Below are 19584 nucleotides of genomic sequence, written 5' to 3'. Positions count from 1 at the left end.
TCCTGGTCGTTAAAGTGTTTGTTTGCACTCATATTTTAACTGTTAGGACTCAGGTTTTTTTATTTAAAGCAAACTATGGGACAGCAGTGGGTCAATGCCTCGCTTTTTCGTATTTGAATGGCTGAAAATTAAAGCTTTAAATACATATCAATATGCGGAATTCCACAATCCAGATATTCATCACCTTGAGCTTCAAATCCCAGCGCTTGATAGAAGCCAATGGCGTGCACTTGCGAAGACAGCTTTACCAACTTACGCTGCTCTGCACGCGCATAGTCAATCACGGCCTGCATCAAGCGCTGACCAACACCTAAACCGCGTGCTGTGGTTAGGACTGCAACTCGACCGATACTGTTATTTGACAATAAGCGTGCTGTAGCAATCGCCTGATCCTGCTGAAAAACAATGAAATGTACAGCAACCGCATCTTCAACATCCCACTCATCTTCAGCTGCAATATGCTGTTCTTGAATAAAAACGGCTTCACGAATCGCTTTGGCATACACTGTCAAATCTTTCCAGCTGCCGGACACTATTTTAAGTTCTGGACTATTTAGCATTTAGAACCAATTCCCTGCTGATCCCACTGGTCATTAAGCAACAATTCCAGTGAATGTTTCTGGATCCCATACATCTCTTTTAAGGCCTGAATTTGTGCCAGAACCGACTGATCAGGTTGTTGATAGTCTTTACGTTTTGTCGCCAGAATCATTTTATTTTTACTGGTATGTTCCAGCGCCACAAATTCAAAAACTTTGGTTTCATAACCATAAGCTTTGAGTAGTAAAGCACGTATGGTATCAGTCAGCATTTCGGCCTGCTGCCCCGCATGAATACCGAACTGCAACATCGGACTCAGGACTTTCGGTGTTTGTAACTGTGGACGTAACTCCTTATGACAACACGGCGCGCACATGATCATCTGTGCATTCAGGCGAATCCCGCTATGAATCGCAAAATCTGTTGCTACATCACAGGCATGCAAGGCAATCATCACATCCAGACGTTCTGGCGCATAAGTACGCACATCCCCCTGGAAAAAGTCCAGCTGATCAAAACCAGATTGCTGCGCGACATTCTGGCAGAATTCAACCATTTTCGGATTAAGCTCTACCCCCGTGACATGCGGCGTTTGACCATGTTTTTGCATATAGTCATATAAAGCACAGGTCAGATAGCCTTTACCCGAACCAAAATCCACCACGCGCAGGCCTTCGGCTTGTGACTTAATCTGCGCCAGGGCACCTGAGAAAATTTCCACAAACTTATTAATCTGCTTCCATTTGCGCGCCATGCTCGGAATAATTTGCGCTTTTTGATCGGTAATCCCGAGATGCTGGAGAAAGATACTGTCCTGATCGACAAAACGTTGTTTAATCCGGTCATGACCTTGTTCAGCAGGCTTCGCCTGATTCATCGCTACTTTATGTTTACTGCGCGTTAACATGGCTTTTTTCTTGTTTTTTTTCAGCTGTAATTCTTCATCGACGGTGATCAGATTGGCTTGTTTGCAACACGCCAGTAGTGAAGTAACCTGAAATAATGCTTCATCCAAAGGATAATTCTTGGTGACATCCTGCGTCTTGTAACGATACAGGCAGCTCAATACGCGCTGTTCATTTAATGTAATGACTCGCAAGGTCATTTTTTCTAAATCCTGCAGTTCACCTTTATACTGGCTTAAGATCAGGCGATCAAATTGATCCCTTTCAACAGCTTGCTGAAAGGTGTCCAAGAATTGCTGTTCCTGATCTGAGAGAGTTGCCAACGTTGACATAGATAAAACCTGAAATGAATTGCGCATCAAGTTTAAATCTTCTTAACCTAAAAGCAAAATTGAATTACTATACAAGTGTATATTTGAAGAAGAATGACAATCATGCAGAATGCTCTACTGGTTCCAGATTATGATCAAAATGAGGAACGGATTAACTATATTAGTCATGGCGTAGGTGCCGGGCTATCCATTGTTGCTGGTATTCTTTTGATTATTAAAGGGTCTTACCTAAGTACTGGACAATGGATAGGGCTTTGGGTTTACGCGCTGAGCATGATTGTGCTGTTTTCTGCTTCCATGCTTTACCATATGGCCACCACAGCAGACCGCCGTTATTTTTACAAAAAAGTCGATCATACCGCGATTTATTATTTAATTGCCGGAACCTATACCCCTTTTCTGTTAATCGCCATTCCAACCGCCAAAGCTCAGTATTTATTGATTGCACTCTGGGTGATTGCCCTTCTTGGTACACTTTTCAAGTTCGTTTTCATTCATCGTTTCCAGAAACTTTCTTTGGCGGCTTATCTGGCCATGGGCTGGCTGGCACTGCTGGTCATGGATGATATGCAGCAATATTTAAGTGCTCAATCTTTAACCTTTCTCATCATTGGTGGACTCGCTTATACCGTGGGTGCATTGTTTTACGCTTTAAAAAGAGTAAGATATACCCACGCTATCTGGCACATATTTGTATTGATAGGCGCAGGATCACATTTTCTGTCTATCTATCTTTACGTGATTTAATCATCTCCTTTTTCATTTCAGTGACCCTGAGCGAGTTGAAGCGAGAAGATTGCAGTTGTTTTTTTAAAAAATTACGCCTTTTTTAAAAAGATTACGCTTTTAAAACTAAGTTTTTTTATTTTTAGTAAGTGTAAGGTTTTCCATGGCGTCGTCTAATTCTGCTGCTCAGCCAGCACAAAATTCAAAATTTCGCGTTTTAACAGCAAGCTTGGTAGGCACCACAATCGAGTTCTTCGATTTTTATATTTATGCCACCGCTGCTGTCATTATTTTTCCGTATCTGTTCTTCCCTACCAGTACAGATCCGATGACCGCAACCATTCAGTCTCTTGCGACTTTTGCGATTGCCTTTATTGCCCGTCCGATTGGTGCAGCATTATTTGGTCATTTAGGTGACCGGATCGGACGAAAAGCCACCTTGGTTGCAGCTTTGCTGACTATGGGGATTTCAACCGTTGCGATTGGTCTATTGCCAACTTATGCGCAAATCGGAATTGCTGCGCCACTGTTACTTGCACTGTGCCGTTTAGGTCAGGGCTTGGGTCTGGGTGGTGAATGGTCAGGTGCGGTACTTCTTGCAACTGAAAATGCCCCGGAAGGCAAACGTGCCTGGTATGGCATGTTCCCGCAACTGGGTGCTCCGATCGGCTTTATTCTGGCAACAGGTTCTTTCCTGACGCTTGGCGCTTTCATGTCTGAAGCTGACTTTATGGCTTGGGGCTGGCGTATTCCGTTTATCTCAAGTGCCTTGTTGGTAATTGTCGGTTTATGGATCCGTTTAAAACTGCATGAAACGCCTGCTTTCCAGAAAGTGCTGGATAAACAAAAAGAAGTAAATGTTCCTTTTGTTCAAGTGTTCAAAAAGCACTCTCGTATGCTGGTTCTGGGTACGATTGCTGCAATCTGTACATTTGTTGTGTTCTACCTTACTACGGTATTTGCATTGCAATGGGGAACCAAACAACTCGGTTATTCCCGTGAAGAATTCCTGCAATTGCAGTTAGTTGCAACCCTGTGTTTTGCTGCATTCATCCCGCTTTCAGCAGTATTGGCAGAGAAATTTGGCCGTAAGACTACTTCCATTGCGGTATGTGTCATTTCTGCGATCTTCGGTATCTTTTTTGCAGATATGCTTGAATCTGGCAGCACCTTGGTGGTGTTCCTGTTCTTGTGTATTGGTCTGGCGATTATGGGCTTAACTTATGGGCCAATCGGTACTGTATTGTCTGAAATCTTCCCGACTTCAGTACGTTACACGGGTTCTGCATTGACCTTTAACTTGGCAGGCATTTTCGGCGCATCATTTGCACCGTTAATCGCAACCAAGCTGGCAACAGCCTATGGTTTGTCTGCAGTCGGTTATTATCTGACCGCAGCATCTATCCTGTCACTTGTCGCGTTTTTGCTGATTCGTGAAACCAAGAATGATGATGTAAATAATCAGATCTAAGATTTTAGATTGATTCAAAAGCCAGCACTTGATGCTGGCTTTTTTTATGATTTCACAACAAAACTCGGCTACTTATCTCGTTAAATTTGCTCAACAATCAAATGAACTCAATTCAAAAAATGAGGCAAGGCCATGCAGGATCTTATTGAATACCTATCGCAGGAGCAGTTGGTCAATATCATTATTTTGCTGGAAGATGATAAAAAATTAGAAGCTGTTCGCTATATCACCGAGAATACGCCCTTGGATGAAGCTCAGGCACTGCAAGTGATTGATGAAATTGTGCGGGAACATGATGTGGTCATGAAGCATGAAAGTACCGGTCCACGCTTTAGTGATGATGCCGCTGATATCGACCTGGTGACACCACCACTGGAAATCCCCACCCATCCTAGTTTGAGCACATCCACAGAAGCTGAAATTACTGCACAGCAATTACGTGAAAATGTGCCAACCCGAAAAATCGAAAAGAAAATTTGGATGATGGCGGCCGTCGCGGTGGTGTTATTGATTCTGGTCTGGATCATCAGTTAACGCGGTACAGCACGTCGACTGAATTTAAATCAGTTCAATAATATCAATGGTAGGCGGCACCCGGAAACGGAAAGGCACGCCGACCAAGCCGGTACCGACAGTAACGAACACATCTGCATGTTCATGGCGGTACATGCCCTTTTTATGTCCCAAAATTGAAACCTTTTTCATGACGTAATTAGTTAGCCAAGGCAGCTCTACCTGTCCGCCATGAGTATGCCCGGACAGCATCAGAGGGCGCGTCGGCAGTTTGGGAATCATATCGACCGTATCCGGGTTATGCGAAAGAATGACCCAAGGCTTGTCCTGAGGCAAGTCTGGCAAACTGCGCATATCGGCTTTTCCAGCCCAGAGATCACCCACGCCCAAAAGGCGAAACTCATCAAATTCGACAATTTGACCTTCGATATCCATGACCTGATTGACTTGCAGTGCATAGTGCAACAGTTCGCGAATCGGCGGTCCGGGATATTGCTCGTCATGGTTACCATTGACTGAATAGACCGGAGCGTGAATCTCTTTTAAAACTGCCAATTCCTGTGCCAGTTTATTTTCTGGCTCGTAAGTCCAGTCGCCAGCAACCACCACCAAATCAGGTTGAATATGATTTAATTTGTGTACAATTTGTCGCAACTGACGCTCATGACCCGAAAACAGACCGATATGCAAATCTGCAATCAGGGCGATTTTTACTGGCTGCTTTAAACGTTTATCTGCATTGATCTGATATTGTGTCGTTTTCACTTGAATTAAATGCGGCTCGATAAAGCGTGCATAAGTCAAAACCCCACTAAGCAAAAATACAAAAATAGCTTCATGCAGCGAATAATACCCCGTCCATCCAGCATAAATACTGAAGAAAACCAAAGGGATTAATAAATAGGCAAGATAAAAAGCCAGCAAATGACCAAAAGCTTTAAAGGGATGAATGGTTTCGGTACGTGATTGGCTCGACCATGCCTGAGCCACAGCCCAGATGGCTAAAATCGCCATTCCCAAATAAAAATAAAACAGTACGGAATTCGAATCCCACATAAATTGGCCTTATTCAGTCGAGCAGCAGATTACTGGCTTTATATTTATCTTTTCATAGCTGGCAATTATACTCAATTCTAATTTTTCATTCTTCGACTTATATGGCCACTGCTCCCCGCGATCAAGTTCATCTTCAATCCTCAAGTTTTATACGTACTCATCGCTATAAAGCCGGCATTTTACTGAGCTGTAGTCTGGTTCTGGGTCTACCTGCGTGTAGCACCTTACCCAAGCAAACCGAACAGCCAAGCCAGATGGCATTTGAAACGGATACATCGCAAACCAGCCTGGCACAAATTGTTGAACCTTTACGTGATCAGAACATCGGGTTGACCGGTTATCGCGTGCTGTATGATCCGCTTGAAGCACTGGCTGCGCGGATTCAGCTGATTAATAAAGCGGAACGCAGTCTGGATCTGCAATATTACATTTGGGATAATGACCGAATCGGTGCCCTCGCCCTGCATGCGATTATTCAGGCAGCGGATCGTGGCGTAAAAGTGCGCCTGTTGATGGATGACAATAATGCCAAGAAAATGGAAGGGATTTATCTGGCCTTAAACCAGCATCAGAATATCGATGTCAAACTGTATAATCCCTATCGCTTTCGTAAATACCGCGCCATGGACATGGTGCTGGATTTAAAGCGCATTAACCGCCGCATGCACAATAAAAGTTTTATTGCCGATAACCAGATTGCCTTGATTGGCGGCCGCAATATGAGCAACCAGTATTATAATGTCAGTGAAAGCTATCAGTTCTCTGATGTCGATGTGATGCTGGTCGGTGCGGCATCGGATGAAATCATTCATTCCTTCGATGAATACTGGAATGATGATTATGCCTATCCGGTGCAAGAGGTTGTGAATCCACGGCATCATGGCTTACGTTTTCCAAGCTTAAAAGAACAGCTAGAAACCCATAGTCAGGATCCAGCGACTCAAAATTATCTGGATCTGGCCAATCGTTCCAGAGCCTTTGACCAATGGCTGGAACAAAACATTCAGCTGGATTGGGTGGAGGCTGAAGTGGTCAAAGATCCACCGAGCAAAATCAAAGCCAAGGCCAAAACCGAAGAACACCTGAATTTCCAGTTATTACAGCGCCTGGAAAAACCTGAACAAAGTGTCGATATTGTCTCTGCCTATTTTGTCCCGGAAAAAATTGGTGCAGACCGTTTAAAGAAACTGGCGAATGAGAATATCAAGGTTCGCGTCCTGACCAACTCTTTTAAGGCCAACGACGTTGCCGTGGTGCATGCCTTTTATGCCAAATATCGTCAGGATCTATTGGAAAATGGGGTGCAGCTGTATGAGTTCTTAGCAGCGCCAGAAGCTAATCACCTAAATGCCAATACTGAGGAAATTTCGAAAAAAGCTAAAGTCAGCCTGAAAGGACTGAGCCGTTCCAGCCTGCATGCCAAACTGATGGCACTGGATCAAAAACAGGTGTTTATTGGTTCTTTTAACTTTGATCCGCGTTCAGCCTATTTGAATACTGAAATTGGCGTGTTGCTGAACAGTCCGTCTTTGGCACGTGCAGTACACGACACCATGGACAAAAATTTAAGCAAATATGCGTATAAACTGGTGCTGGATGCGAATCAGAACATTAACTGGAAAATCAAGAAAGCCAATGGTGACGTTCAAACATTTACCAAAGAACCCAAAATGAAATGGTATCAGAAAGCTGGACTTAAACTGTTGTCGTGGCTGCCGATTGAAGGTTTTATGTAAGCTTGATTTGGTGGATAAAACCATAAAAAAAGCCTCTTATTGAGGCTTTTTTAATACCCGTGACTGAAGTTCAACCAGGCCAGTCTGCATTTTTTCCTGGACCACACGGGTGAGGCTTTCAACCGTATGCCCTTCAGTGGCAATTGCAGGTAAAGCCACTAAATGTGCAATGACTTGCGGCATTTCCAGTACTTTTTTGACATGGGCGGCAAAACTGATGTCATTGACAAACGGCGCAACCATATCCAGTTCGCCCTGCTGATTCACATAACAAATCAGACAGATTTGTACAGGACGCTGCGCTTCAATCGCGGCGCCTAAAATCCGGCCATGCACTTTTTTGATGGCTCGCCCATCAGAAGTCGTCGCTTCAGGAAAGAACAGCACCGGAATATTCTGTTTCAGGAAACCGGTAATTTGTTCACGAATCCTGACGGAATCTCCTGAACCACGTTTAATAAATAAGGTACCCCCTCCCTTGGCCAATTTCCCTAAAATCGGCCAGTTCTCAATTTCTGCTTTCGCCAGAAAAAATACCCGCGCCCCTGAACCCAGAACGGCAATATCCAGCCAGGACACATGATTACTGACCCATAAGGCGGGTTCACGTGGAATCTCGCCATGTACCTGCACTTCGATATTGAATACTTTGCATAACTGACGGCAAAAATGTTGCACATAGCGCGTATTGGTCGGGTTATTCGGATTTTTATATAAGCCATGACGAAAAACCAAATAGAACCCCTCACTGATGGTGGCCAATGAGGCGGTAATTTTCCGGCTATACAGAAAAAACTTGGCCAAGCCTTCGATATCTGGAGTCTGGTTTTGTACAGTTGAGTTCATAAAAACGTCATTAAATCCTAAGCGAGATACAGGGGATATCCACGAATTAAACTCATTCTATACTGTTCATTCGCAACTTGCATTGATAATAAAAATCGACCAATAGCATCTATATCTTCAATTTTAATTGGATTAAAAAATCATTCAAAATAAAACTATCGAAATATTAGATTGAAAAGGATCGTAGCCATGCCAGATCAAACCCAGCCCGCGAACGACACACCTCCGCCTTTACAAGTGCTCAAATATATTTTGGGCGGCACCTTCATCTATGCCGTGGTACTGGTAACACTTGCACAACTGTTTATCAGCGCACTTTAAACCAAAGCCGCGCTAATTCAGTATCTGCTCAGCCCTTTTTCAACTACACTAAAGTTTTCAAATGGAGATTGGCCTGAGTGGAATATTTACAACAACATCAAGGGAGAGAGCGCGTCATTCTGGTGAGTGTCAGCGTACAAATGCTGGATGACCTTGATGCTGAAGAGTTTCGTTTGCTGGCCCAGTCTGCAGATGCTGAAATTCTGGAACATATTTATGCTCAGCGGGTGAAACCCGATGCCAAATTTTTTATCGGCTCCGGCAAGGCAGAAGAAATCGCTGAACGTGTTGAAGAGCTGGAGGCCAATCTGGTCATTTTTGACCATGCCCTAACCCCAGCCCAAGCCCGTAATCTGGAACAGGTGATTAAATGCCGCGTGGTCGATCGTACCGAACTGATTCTGGATATTTTTGCCCAGCGTGCCCGTACCTATGAAGGTAAGCTGCAAGTCGAACTGGCACAGCTACAACATTTATCTTCGCGTTTAATTCGTAGTCGTGGCAATCTCGACAGCCAGAAAGGCGGGATTGGTTTACGTGGCCCGGGTGAAACCCTGCTGGAAACAGACCGCCGTTTGCTGCGTATCCGTATGAGACAACTCAAGGCACGCATTGATAAAGTCCGCCAGACCCGGATGCAAGGCCGTGTGGCTCGTCAAAAAGCGGCTGTGCCGACGGTATCTTTGGTCGGTTATACCAATGCCGGCAAGTCTACCCTGTTTAATCTGCTGGCCAATAGCGATGTCTATGCAGCCGATCAGCTGTTTGCAACCTTGGACCCTACTTTACGGCGTCTGGAATGGGATGGGATTGGCAATCTGGTGCTGGCCGATACGGTCGGTTTTGTCCGTAACCTTTCCCATTCGCTGGTAGAATCCTTTAAGGCGACTTTGGAGGAAACCGTAGAAGCCACGCTGTTACTGCATGTCATTGATTCAAGCAGCCCAGAGATGCTGGAACAGATTGAAGCCGTTGAAAAAGTGCTGAAAGAAATTGGGGCCGATGTTCCCATCCTTCAGGTTTACAATAAAATTGACTGTAGCGGTGAAGAAGCCAAAATTATTTATCGACGCCCGGGTGAACCGGAACGCGTCTATGTCTCGGCACATACTGGCGAAGGTATCGACCTGCTGCGTAAAGCGGTACATGAGTCCTTGATGGGGCAACTGCAGTCCTTCGATTTAATTCTCAAACCCGCCTATGGCAAGCTGCGCAACCAGCTGTACAGCTTGAATGTGATTCAGTCTGAACATTATGATGATGAAGGCCAGCTGCATCTTCATATTCGAATTGCCCCACAAAAACTGGAACAGTTGATTAAACAGGCGCATTTACCTTTAGATGAAATCCTGGGCAAACAGGCGCAGCAATTTCAACGTCCACTGGAAGCGTTTGAAATCCAGTCAAAGATCGAGTAAAACTTGATAAGTAAACTTATTAATATTAATGATCATAGCAATGAACTGGATAAAACGAATAGATTGGCCGGCATGGATCGGCACCCTGTTACTTATTATTGTCTTTCGGGAAGCTTCGGTCTGGTTAATGACCCAACTGAATCATCCTGAATTAGGCAATCTGGTCGGGTTATTGAGCCTTTTAATTGCGCTGTTTACCTGGCGCTACTTTGGCAAACTCCCCGCTCGCCTCGTGGATACCAATAACAAACTGATGAAGGAAAGCGCCTTTGCTTTCCTGCCTGTCAGTGCAGGTGCACTGATGATGCTGGTACATATGGGCCAGAAAATTCCGGCCTTTCTGTTCATCATGTTTTTCAGTACCCTGATTCCTTTATGGATTTACGCCAAAATGGCCAAGCGCTGGTTATAGGAGTTCCGCATGTTATCTATTTTGTATGGCTTTGCGGTTACCCTCATCGCCTATCTGATTGCCAAACCCTGTAACCGGTTCATTCCGCAAATTCCCGTCATCGTGTTCAGCATGTTCTTTGTACTGGTGATTTTATTTGCGCTCGGCATTCCCTATGAAAATTACATGGATGAAGTTAATCCACTTTTCAACCATTTACTCGGCTATGTGACCGTCGCACTTGCTATCCCTTTGGCCGCGATGCGCTACGATGACTTGCCGCTCAAAGCCATTATCGGCATTTTGGTTTTTGCCAGTATCAGTGCTGTCGCCTTGCCGATGGGACTAGCTTATCTGCTGCATATGTCCTCTGCAGATATTATGGCGTTTGCTACCCGCGCAGTGACCACTCCAATTGCGATTAATATTGCCACCCTGCTGGATGCACCCATCAGCATGGTCATTCTAATCGTGATTCTTTCTGGTGTGATTGGTGCAGCTTTTTCTCCATTTATTCTGAGACATATCAATGATGAACGTGCCTCCGGACTGGCTTTAGGACTAGCCGCACATGCCATTGGTACAGCTCAGGCCTGGCAGCGTGGCAGTATTGCAGGACGTTATGCCGCATTTGGTATGGCCGTCAATGCAGTCTTTACCGCGGTCTGGTTGCCTACGTTTATACTTTATTTGCAAAAAATGTGACTAGTGAATCAAATTAATCATTTGTTTTATGTGGTAATCGTTCTTACTATAGAGTAAGAACTCTAATCCAACCTAGGAACAGATATATGAATAAGGTTCAATTTTTTTCAACTTTACTTTTAGCCTCTTTCAGCCATCTGGCCTTGGCTTCCGATATTTCAGGAACATGGCGAAGTATTGACGACAAAACCGGTTCACCTAAAGCATTCCTGGAAATTCGTGAGACGGCTTCCGGCGTCTATGCTGCCAAGATCACAAAAATCACCCCGCGTCCTGGATATACTCCGAAAGAAAATTGTGTGTCCTGTCCCGCACCTTATACCAATAAACCTATTCTTGGTCTGGATGTACTCACTGGCTTAAAGCACGTCGGCAATAACAGTTTTGCTCAAGGCAAGCTGCTTGATCCATTATCAGGGAATCTTTATAACACCAAGGCAAAATTAAGTGCCAATGGGAAACGTCTTATTCTACGTGGTTATATCGGGGTATCAGCGCTTGGCCGTAGTCAAACCTGGATTAAGCAGGATTAATTCCTGCTTAATTAAAAAAATGTGATGGAGTTATGCTTTAGTAGATAGAAACTTGCATTTTAATGCATTAGGTTGTATGAATATTAAACATATGCTTTTTTCATGCAATATAGATTATGAAAGTGTATTAACGTAGTTTGCATCAGCATTCACCACATGGAATTAGGTGAATGTTTATAAAAAAATAAGGATAAGGATATCGAATGTATAAAATCGCACTTTTAACTGTTTTTTCAGCTTCTTTATTCACTAGCTCTCTGGCCTTTGCACAGGAGTTATCTGGTCTCTGGCAACAGATTGATGATAAAACCGGCTCACCTAAAGCATTGATTGAAATGAAAACGCAGGCTGATGGCTCCTATACCGGAACGATTACTAAAGTCACACCTCGCCCCGGTTATACACCACGAGAAAAATGTGTCAAATGTCCATCACCTTATACTGATAAACCGATTTTGGGATTAGACGTCATTAAAGGACTAAAACCTACCACCAAAAATAACTATGCACATGGCCGGGTACTCGATCCACTCACCGGCAAAATTTATGATTTAAAAGGCCGGATTTCTGCCAATGGGAAACGACTGACTTTACGTGGATATATCGGGATATCTGCAATTGGTCGCACACAAACCTGGATTCGCCAGGATTAATAAAAACAGCACTTTTGTGTTGGGGATATTTTATTCATCTATAAAAAAGGGATAAATATAATGAATCAAACTAAATTAGGATTAATGTTCATCGCTGCACTGATGACTGGGACTGCTTATGCACAGGATCTGACTGGCATCTGGCAGCAAATTGATGATAAAACCGGCTCACCAAAAGCGATTATTGAAATTCGTCAAAATGATAATGGGACTTTTGCCGGAAAAATTATTAAAGTTACTCCACGTCCAGGCTATACTCCACAAAAGACCTGCAATAAATGTCCCGCGCCTTATACCAATCAGCCGATCATGGGCATGGATGTATTGACTGGTTTAAAACATGTGGAAGGCACCAACAATTATGAAAAAGGTAAAGTGATTGATCCATTGGCAGGTAAAGTTTATGACGCTCGAGTGCGTCTAAATGCCAATGGTAAACGTTTAACCTTGCGTGGTTATGTGGGTGTGTCCGCTTTAGGCCGTAGCCAGACCTGGATTCGCCAAGATTAATACCTAATTCTCATTATTCAAAAAAGCTGCCAAATTGGCAGCTTTTTTTAGTGTATCAACTCTATAGTATTCAGATAAGTGTTGACTATTTTAGTAAGATTTCTAACATGAGCGGGCGATGATAAAAATTCTTTGGAATGACTCTCTATGTTTAAAAAAATATTACTTGCCGCGCTTACAGCAGGATGTATGACGAATTTGTGGGCAGACGATATCACCGGGACCTGGCAACAAATTGATGATAAAACGGGGGCGGCTAAAGCGATTATCGTCATTAGCAAAGAAGCAAATAATACCTATTCAGGCAAAATTGTAAAAATCACGCCTCGCCCAGACTATAATCCACGTGAAAAATGCAATAACTGCCCTGCACCTTATACCAATCAGCCTATTTTAGGCATGACCATTTTAAAAGGCCTAAAACTGGTTGAAGGCACCAAGAATTATGACAAAGGTCGTATTATCGACCCATTGGCAGGTAAAATTTATGATGCAAAAATGCGTTTAAACAATACCGGTAAACGTTTAACCTTACGTGCCAGCATAGGCGTTTCAGTTCTAGGCCGTAACCAGACCTGGATTCGAGCAGACTAAATTTTAAAACTAAAAAAGCCACGTAATCACGTGGCTTTTTTAATAGCTTTACTTACATCACCGGATTATCCACTGCAAACATCTGCTGATCTTCTAGGCGGAATGCCATGAGTTGATTACCCCAGACACAACCGCCATCTACATTCTGAATCTTGTTCGAAATGGTTTTACCGTTCAAGGCAGCCCAGTGACCAAACAGGATCTGATGAGTTTGTGCGGCCTGTGATTCAAACTCAAACCAAGGTTTAAATCCTTCCGGCATCGGATCATCCAGCGCATCTTTAAAGCTGTATTCCAGACGTCCCTCAGCGTCAGTTAAACGCATTCGGGTGAGGTAGTTCACGATACAGCGAATACGTTCATGGCCTTGTAGCTGATCCGACCAAAGTGCGGGTTCTTTCCCGAACATTTCTTTCAGAAAATCATCCAGCACCTCGAAGTCATCATGAGCAATGATCGCTTCGACTTCTTGTGCCAATTGAGCAGTTTTTTCTGCACTCCAGATATTCGGAATCCCAGCATGCGTCAGGATAGTCTGCTCATTTGGAAATAGACACATTGGCTGTTTGCGCAGCCAGTCAATCAAGTCATCACTGTCGATCGCATCAATCACATCACGAACATTGTCTTTTTCTTTCACCGGTTTGATGCCGCGGGCATAAGCCAGCAAAGTCAAATCATGATTTCCCAAGACCGTCGCAGCCGCACCTTGCTCAGCCAGCTTTTTGATAAACCGCAATGCTGCAATTGAGTTTTCACCACGTGCAACCAAATCTCCAGCAAACCAGATAAAATCTTGTTCTGCATCAAACTGCATTTCTTTAAGCAAAGCTTTCAAGGCCTCAAAACAGCCTTGAACATCACCAATCACATAATTATATCGAGCAGTACGGTTCATCGTAATTTAAGCCACCATTTGATCTGAAAGTGCAACAAACTGTTCAAGGGTCAGGGTTTCTGGACGCGCCATCGGGTCAACACCCGCTTTTTCAAAACCCTCTTCAACCAGCATACCCTTCAAGCTGTTACGCAAGGTTTTACGACGCTGGGTAAAGACATGAGATACCAGACGTGCCAGCGCTTTTTCATTCTTCGCCACAATCGGTTTAACTTTATAAGGCTCTAACCGGAATACCGCAGAAGTTACTTTTGGAGGCGGATTAAAAGATCCAGGTGGCACTTCGAACAAGAAAGTCGGTTTACAGAAATATTGAATCATCACCGACAGACGGCCATATTCTTTGGTATTGGGTGATGCGGTAATGCGATCCACGACTTCTTTTTGTAGCATGAAATGCATGTCTTGCACTTTGTCACCAAATTCCAAGAGATGGAATAACAGTGGCGTTGAAATATTATAGGGCAAGTTACCGACCACACGTAATGGACGATCTTCCTGGAACAACTGAGAATAATCATACCTCAATGCATCGGCTTCAATAATGGTTAAACGTTCCGGATGCGGCACACGACCCGGCAGGCCAGCAGCCAGATCACGATCCAGCTCAAGTACGGTTAAGGCATCACATTCACCAATTAAAGGTGAAGTCAAAGCGGCCAGACCCGGGCCAATTTCCAGAATGTTCTGACCTGGACGCGGATTGACTGAGCGTACAATTTTGGCAATGACACGCTGGTCATGTAAAAAGTTTTGACCAAATCTTTTTCGAGCCTGATGCCCTTCATCTTTTGGGTTTAAGGCATTAATTTGATACATAAAAACATTTCCAACGTGAGTGATGAACAATAATCAGTGGCGCGCCAGATCGAGGGCTAAATCGACAGCAACGTGCAGGCTGGAACTTTTCGCAAGTCCCGTCCCCGCAAGGGAGAGTGCTGTGCCATGATCAACAGAAGTTCGAATAAACGGTAAGCCGAGGGTAATATTAATGGCTTCACCAAAGCCCTGTGATTTTAACACAGGTAAGCCCTGATCGTGATACATCGCCAGAACAGCATCAGCATCTTTTAGGTTTTCTGGAGTAAATAAAGTATCAGCAGGTAGGCTTAAACTCATGTTGATACCTTGGGCACGATAGCTTTCGAGTACCGGATTGATCATTTCAATTTCTTCCATCCCCAAATAACCGCCCTCCCCGGCATGCGGATTTAAACCGCAAACCAGTATATTCGGCTGTTCAATCTTGAATTTGGATTTCAGGTCGTGAATCAGAATATCAATCACCTGATGCAAGCGTTCAGGCGTAATCGCATCTGCCACGGCACGAAGCGGAAGATGGGTAGTGGCCAAGGCCACGCGTAAAGTTTTGGTGGCCAGCATCATGACTACACGTGGAACACCAGCAAATTCCTGGTAATACTCGGTATGACCACTAAAAGAAATGCCCGCTTCATTTATCACGGACTTTTGTACAGGCGCAGTCGCGACGCCGACACTTTTTCCTGACATGGCATAGTCTGCGGATCGACGCAGTTGCTCCAGTACATAAGCCGCATTGTTCGGATTCAGCTCACCCAATACGACGTCTTGCTGCACGGGAACATGCTCTACAAATAGCTGACCGATGCCTGAAGATGACTCCTGTCCTTGATATTCAATCAGCTCAACCGATAATTTGAGTACCTGAGCACGCTGCTCGAGCATATGAATATCCGCCAATACCACAATTGGGCGCTCATCAACACGATCTGCAAGACTCAGGCAAATATCAGGACCAATTCCGGCAGGTTCCCCACTGGTGACATATAAAGGCAGCATCATCTTCTCAATTTGGCAAAGCTGAGAAATATTATAACCCGATCACGCCTACGCTGTAGTAATCATTGCAAAGAGTACTTATAAATCAATATTTTGATACCATTGAAACTATGGTTACAAATATAGTTGCAGTTTTTGTAGCATATAAAGGCTTAGGTCTTTCTTTCACCAGGGAGATTAGATAAAATACAGCGCTTGAAATTTTAATTTTCATTTGTGATTCTTCACGTATTCGTTTAGAATCGCGTCTCCTTTAGTTTGGACAGATTCCATAGTCCAAACCAACTATAATAGGTAGTGGTTTAATGAAAACTCTCAGCGCTAAGCCAGCTGAAGTTCAACACGACTGGTACGTTGTTGATGCTTCTGGCAAAACTTTAGGTCGCCTTGCGACTGAAATCGCTCGTCGTTTACGCGGTAAGCATAAAACTTCTTATACTCCTCACGTTGACACTGGCGACTACATCGTTGTTATCAATGCTGAAGAAATCACTGTGACTGGTAAAAAGTCACAAGATAAGAAATACTATCGCCACACTGGTTTCCCTGGTGGTATCCGTGAGACTAACTTTGAAAAGTTAATCGCTCACAAACCAGAAGCAGTTCTAGAAAAAGCTGTTAAAGGTATGTTACCTAAAGGTCCTCTTGGTTATGCAATGATCAAGAAAATGAAAGTGTATGCAGGTACTGAGCATCCACACGCTGCTCAACAGCCACAAGTTTTGGACATCTAAGGGATAACAGCACATGGCTACTAATTATGGTACAGGTCGCCGTAAGACCGCAACTGCACGTGTTTTCCTATCAGCTGGTACTGGTAAACTCGTAATTAACAACCGTACTCTTGAACAGTATTTCGGTCGTGAAACTGCTCGTATGGTTGTTAACCAACCACTTGAGCTTCTTGAAGCTACTGACAAATATGACCTTTACATCACTGTTGCTGGTGGTGGTATTGGTGGTCAAGCAGGCGCTATCCGTCACGGTATTACTCGTGCATTGATCGCTTCTGACGAAACTTTAAAACCTGCTCTTCGTCAAGCTGGTTTCGTTACTCGTGATGCTCGTGAAGTTGAACGTAAGAAACTTGGTTTACGTAAAGCTCGTAAACGTCCTCAGTTCTCTAAACGTTAATTCGTTTACCGAATCGGACAAAAAACCCTGGATTTTCCAGGGTTTTTTTATGGCGGTTAGTGGGTCATTTAGAACTTTTTTCTTGTTATTGTTCATGTACATCCTTACCCCATACCCCTTCGTGACACCAGAATGACTTCATCAAATAATAATTTGCGATCCCAATACAGATAAACAGCAAAATGACAGGAAGCTTGATCAGCATCTTATTTTCCTCCAGTTGTTTTTCTTATAATCTACCTCGGCTCAAGCCGATTGATCTTTGATGCTTGGTGCTTTTTAGGTTGAATTTTAGTATCCTAGTCTATTCATTAGAAGCTCATCAGGATTTATGTCAGTCGAAAGCGCGCCTCTTCAAGGAATCACTCTCTATAGTCATGCCGATGACTTTCGTTCCCATTGGATTCGCTATGTGCTTACCGAAAAACAGATTAAATATAACCTGATTTTGGTGGATGCCGATGATGAGGATCTGGCCAGTCTCAATCCTTATAATCAATTGCCGATGCTGATCGAAAATGAACTTAAATTATTTAATACTTCGATTATCTCAGAATATGTAGATGATCGTTATCGTCAGAATAAACTGTATGCCGATGCTCCGATGCCCCGGGCAGAGCAACGACAATACATCTGGCGCTTTGAAAATGACTGGCTGAAACTGGCTGATCTCATGTTACGCCATCCTGATACGCTGGATAAGAAAGCCAGAACTCAGGCACAAAAGCAGTTACAGGATATCCTGATTTCACTAATGCCACTATTCCAGCATTTTCCCTATTTTATGTCTGAACAATTTAGTATCCTGGATTGTATGTTGGCACCAATTTTTATCCGTCTGAAACAGATGGGCGTAGAATTACCACAGCAGCAATGCCGTCCGTTTTATTTATATTGCCAACGAATTTTTAGTCGTCCTGCCTTTGTGAAATCCATGACATTGCAGGAAAAGAACCGTTATTCAGTGCAACTCAAACATCCATAGAGAAACATCATGTCCGAACAAGAATTCAACCTTAGCCCTACCCGTCCCTATATGGCACGTGCAATCTATGAGTGGGTTTGCGATAACAATATGACGCCTTACCTGCTAGTGGATGCCACACGCCCAAATACCATGGTTCCTGAGCAGTTTATTAAAGATGGACAGATTGTTCTGAATATTGTGCCACATGCCGTGCATGCGCTGCATATGAGCAATGATGCCATTAGCTTCTCGGCTCGCTTTGGTGGCGTTTCTCGTGATATTTATGTTCCTATGGCAGCAGTACTCGGTATTTATGCACGTGAAAATGGTCAAGGTTTATTCTTTGATCCAGGTGAATATGAGCATACACAAAATGATGAAGATGCTTTAAAATCAAGCACTGAAGAACAAACTGAACAACCAAAGAAAAAACCGACTTTAAGACTATTAGATTAAAAATAATGGAGCAAGTGAATGGCTTTTGATTTAGTACAATATTTTGTTGAACAGATAGAGACTCAAAAGCCTGAGCTTCTAAAAGACTATACAAAAGAAGAAAGACGAAAATATATATCAGAAATCAATGCCTTAACTTTAGGTAAACTTATTACTGAATGGCGTCATAACCCACAAAAAATTTATAATGAAATCAACCATCCTGATGAATTATATATCCTGGAAATCGTGCGTCATCTCGCTACCAGTCCGGAAAATCAATCTACCTTGGATCGAGCTCAGCTTGAGCACAGTACTTCAGAAATTTTTCATTTACAACTTATCGAATTAAAACAACTGCATGATACCGGCAATCATAATATCCATAGCATCCAGGAATTACTGACCGGGCAAATTGAACATTTATCTGGTCAAGCAGATGATTGGGTTTGGACAACAAACAAGCTAACAGAACTCAAAGGCTCTAAACCAATTGTGCAAGAAGAGCTATCATTGGAAGCATCAATGAAGGAGTTTAATCAAATGGTAAGCCAGAATCAGCAGCATCAAGATATCGAAGAAGTCATTGTTATCAATACCCCAACATGGGCAAAGATTGTTGAACCCATCGTAGCGATTGCCATTCTTTGGGTATTAATCGCAGCCGTAATGCGTGTGTTTGGCTAAAATAATCTGCAATAAAAAACCAGCGATTCGCTGGTTTTTTATTTTTTAGGATTTATAAGATAGGACTGTAAAATCTTTTAGATCAAACTATATCGACCGGATAACACTAGTCATATTAACGCGAATCATCCTTCTAAAAAGACTTTAATAAGATTTCAGATAAATACTTCTATACACTTAAATTAATAAGTTCGTGGAGCTCGATAGGAAATGAATGCATATAGAAATCAGAATCAAAAATAAAAGACTTATTTCTAAAAACCACACATAAAAAATCCCCCTCTGCCTTGGCGGAGGGGGATTTTGGAATAATGAGCTGGCGATGACTTACTCTCACATGGGTAACCCCACACTACCATCAGCGCTAAGAGGTTTCACTTCTGAGTTCGGGA

At 43.3% G+C, this 19584-nt stretch carries 24 protein-coding genes and 1 rRNA gene; 17 read left to right on the top strand and 8 right to left on the bottom strand.

Annotated features, from left to right (window positions below; translation table 11 throughout):
* Nucleotides 1–128 precede the first annotated feature (128 nt).
* Nucleotides 129–560, bottom strand: coding sequence for a GNAT family N-acetyltransferase (locus tag NI468_RS14425; RefSeq protein WP_180180531.1), 432 nt, complete (start codon nucleotides 558–560; stop codon nucleotides 129–131).
* Nucleotides 554–1777: a class I SAM-dependent methyltransferase gene (locus NI468_RS14420; RefSeq protein WP_253102435.1), complete on the bottom strand. Its 1224-nt coding sequence runs from the start codon at nucleotides 1775–1777 to the stop codon at nucleotides 554–556. Before NI468_RS14420 ends, NI468_RS14425 begins: the two co-directional genes overlap by 7 nt.
* Before the next feature lie 102 nt (nucleotides 1778–1879).
* Between NI468_RS14420 and trhA the strand changes: the two genes are divergently transcribed.
* The 3 genes from trhA (at nucleotide 1880) to NI468_RS14405 (ending at nucleotide 4508) form a co-directional block, all read left to right on the top strand.
* A complete protein-coding gene (gene trhA / locus NI468_RS14415; protein ID WP_253102433.1) occupies nucleotides 1880–2524 on the top strand; it encodes a PAQR family membrane homeostasis protein TrhA in 645 nt (214 codons plus the stop codon).
* A gap of 142 nt (nucleotides 2525–2666) precedes the next feature.
* The gene (locus NI468_RS14410; protein ID WP_004281697.1) at nucleotides 2667–3974 is read left to right on the top strand and encodes an MFS transporter; all 1308 of its coding nucleotides are present in this window, start codon (nucleotides 2667–2669) and stop codon (nucleotides 3972–3974) included.
* Between the two features lie 132 nt (nucleotides 3975–4106).
* A complete protein-coding gene (locus tag NI468_RS14405) occupies nucleotides 4107–4508 on the top strand; it encodes a hypothetical protein (protein WP_004281696.1) in 402 nt (133 codons plus the stop codon).
* Between the two features lie 24 nt (nucleotides 4509–4532).
* On the opposite strand, the gene NI468_RS14400 is transcribed toward NI468_RS14405, so the two are convergent.
* Complete coding sequence (locus NI468_RS14400; protein ID WP_004281695.1) at nucleotides 4533–5543, bottom strand: metallophosphoesterase; 1011 nt, start codon at nucleotides 5541–5543, stop codon at nucleotides 4533–4535.
* 101 nt (nucleotides 5544–5644) lie between these two features.
* Between NI468_RS14400 and NI468_RS14395 the strand changes: the two genes are divergently transcribed.
* Entirely contained in the window at nucleotides 5645–7279 is a 1635-nt protein-coding gene (locus NI468_RS14395) for a phospholipase D family protein (protein ID WP_253102431.1), read from the top strand.
* A gap of 36 nt (nucleotides 7280–7315) precedes the next feature.
* On the opposite strand, the gene NI468_RS14390 is transcribed toward NI468_RS14395, so the two are convergent.
* Entirely contained in the window at nucleotides 7316–8125 is an 810-nt protein-coding gene (locus NI468_RS14390) for a lysophospholipid acyltransferase family protein (protein WP_004281693.1), read from the bottom strand.
* Nucleotides 8126–8296: 171 nt separating this feature from the next.
* Between NI468_RS14390 and NI468_RS14385 the strand changes: the two genes are divergently transcribed.
* The 8 genes from NI468_RS14385 to NI468_RS14350 all read left to right on the top strand — a co-directional run bounded on the left by NI468_RS14385 (nucleotide 8297) and on the right by NI468_RS14350 (nucleotide 13250).
* The gene (locus NI468_RS14385; protein WP_253102428.1) at nucleotides 8297–8446 is read left to right on the top strand and encodes a hypothetical protein; all 150 of its coding nucleotides are present in this window, start codon (nucleotides 8297–8299) and stop codon (nucleotides 8444–8446) included.
* Between the two features lie 77 nt (nucleotides 8447–8523).
* Entirely contained in the window at nucleotides 8524–9864 is a 1341-nt protein-coding gene (gene hflX / locus NI468_RS14380) for a ribosome rescue GTPase HflX (RefSeq protein ID WP_253102426.1), read from the top strand.
* A 40-nt stretch (nucleotides 9865–9904) separates the two neighbouring features.
* A complete protein-coding gene (locus NI468_RS14375) occupies nucleotides 9905–10276 on the top strand; it encodes a hypothetical protein (protein ID WP_004281691.1) in 372 nt (123 codons plus the stop codon).
* 9 nt (nucleotides 10277–10285) lie between these two features.
* Entirely contained in the window at nucleotides 10286–10960 is a 675-nt protein-coding gene (locus NI468_RS14370; protein ID WP_004732186.1) for an LrgB family protein, read from the top strand.
* A gap of 86 nt (nucleotides 10961–11046) precedes the next feature.
* Entirely contained in the window at nucleotides 11047–11493 is a 447-nt protein-coding gene (locus NI468_RS14365) for a DUF2147 domain-containing protein (protein WP_168730866.1), read from the top strand.
* Between the two features lie 203 nt (nucleotides 11494–11696).
* Nucleotides 11697–12146 carry a DUF2147 domain-containing protein gene (locus NI468_RS14360; protein ID WP_253102425.1) on the top strand — a complete coding sequence of 150 codons (450 nt, stop codon included), beginning with the start codon at nucleotides 11697–11699 and terminating at the stop codon, nucleotides 12144–12146.
* Nucleotides 12147–12206: 60 nt separating this feature from the next.
* Nucleotides 12207–12656, top strand: a complete 450-nt coding sequence (locus tag NI468_RS14355; protein WP_253102424.1) for a DUF2147 domain-containing protein — start codon at nucleotides 12207–12209, stop codon at nucleotides 12654–12656.
* Nucleotides 12657–12803: 147 nt separating this feature from the next.
* On the top strand, nucleotides 12804–13250 hold the full coding sequence (locus tag NI468_RS14350) for a DUF2147 domain-containing protein (RefSeq protein ID WP_004281686.1): 447 nt from the start codon (nucleotides 12804–12806) through the stop codon (nucleotides 13248–13250).
* Nucleotides 13251–13302: 52 nt separating this feature from the next.
* Here the strand turns inward: NI468_RS14350 and NI468_RS14345 are convergent, their stop codons facing one another.
* Genes NI468_RS14345 through pdxA form a run of 3 tightly spaced genes read right to left on the bottom strand, consistent with a single transcriptional unit; the run spans nucleotide 13303 to nucleotide 15972 of the window.
* Nucleotides 13303–14148 carry a symmetrical bis(5'-nucleosyl)-tetraphosphatase gene (locus NI468_RS14345; RefSeq protein ID WP_253102423.1) on the bottom strand — a complete coding sequence of 282 codons (846 nt, stop codon included), beginning with the start codon at nucleotides 14146–14148 and terminating at the stop codon, nucleotides 13303–13305.
* Nucleotides 14149–14154: 6 nt separating this feature from the next.
* Nucleotides 14155–14967, bottom strand: a complete 813-nt coding sequence (rsmA, locus tag NI468_RS14340) for a 16S rRNA (adenine(1518)-N(6)/adenine(1519)-N(6))-dimethyltransferase RsmA (protein WP_004645966.1) — start codon at nucleotides 14965–14967, stop codon at nucleotides 14155–14157.
* A 33-nt stretch (nucleotides 14968–15000) separates the two neighbouring features.
* Nucleotides 15001–15972 (bottom strand): 4-hydroxythreonine-4-phosphate dehydrogenase PdxA, encoded by a 972-nt coding sequence (gene pdxA, locus NI468_RS14335; protein ID WP_253102421.1) that lies wholly within the window; start codon nucleotides 15970–15972, stop codon nucleotides 15001–15003.
* A 302-nt stretch (nucleotides 15973–16274) separates the two neighbouring features.
* Here pdxA and rplM point away from each other — a divergent pair, with 302 nt between their 5' ends.
* The 5 genes from rplM (at nucleotide 16275) to NI468_RS14310 (ending at nucleotide 19192) form a co-directional block, all read left to right on the top strand.
* A complete protein-coding gene (gene rplM / locus NI468_RS14330; RefSeq protein WP_004281682.1) occupies nucleotides 16275–16703 on the top strand; it encodes a 50S ribosomal protein L13 in 429 nt (142 codons plus the stop codon).
* A 13-nt stretch (nucleotides 16704–16716) separates the two neighbouring features.
* Complete coding sequence (rpsI, locus tag NI468_RS14325; protein ID WP_004281681.1) at nucleotides 16717–17103, top strand: 30S ribosomal protein S9; 387 nt, start codon at nucleotides 16717–16719, stop codon at nucleotides 17101–17103.
* A 331-nt stretch (nucleotides 17104–17434) separates the two neighbouring features.
* Nucleotides 17435–18088, top strand: coding sequence for a glutathione S-transferase N-terminal domain-containing protein (locus tag NI468_RS14320; protein WP_004645969.1), 654 nt, complete (start codon nucleotides 17435–17437; stop codon nucleotides 18086–18088).
* Nucleotides 18089–18097: 9 nt separating this feature from the next.
* Nucleotides 18098–18526, top strand: coding sequence for a ClpXP protease specificity-enhancing factor (locus NI468_RS14315; protein WP_004281679.1), 429 nt, complete (start codon nucleotides 18098–18100; stop codon nucleotides 18524–18526).
* Nucleotides 18527–18544: 18 nt separating this feature from the next.
* Nucleotides 18545–19192, top strand: coding sequence for a hypothetical protein (locus NI468_RS14310; RefSeq protein WP_253102419.1), 648 nt, complete (start codon nucleotides 18545–18547; stop codon nucleotides 19190–19192).
* 314 nt (nucleotides 19193–19506) lie between these two features.
* On the opposite strand, the gene rrf is transcribed toward NI468_RS14310, so the two are convergent.
* Nucleotides 19507–19584 (bottom strand): 5S ribosomal RNA (gene rrf / locus NI468_RS16405); the annotation flags it as partial.

Source organism: Acinetobacter lwoffii (genome assembly GCF_024129355.1).
GTDB classification, from domain to species: domain Bacteria; phylum Pseudomonadota; class Gammaproteobacteria; order Pseudomonadales; family Moraxellaceae; genus Acinetobacter; species Acinetobacter lwoffii_I.
Note: the sequence above shows the minus strand (reverse complement) of the source record. Positions and strands in the feature narration are given on the sequence as shown.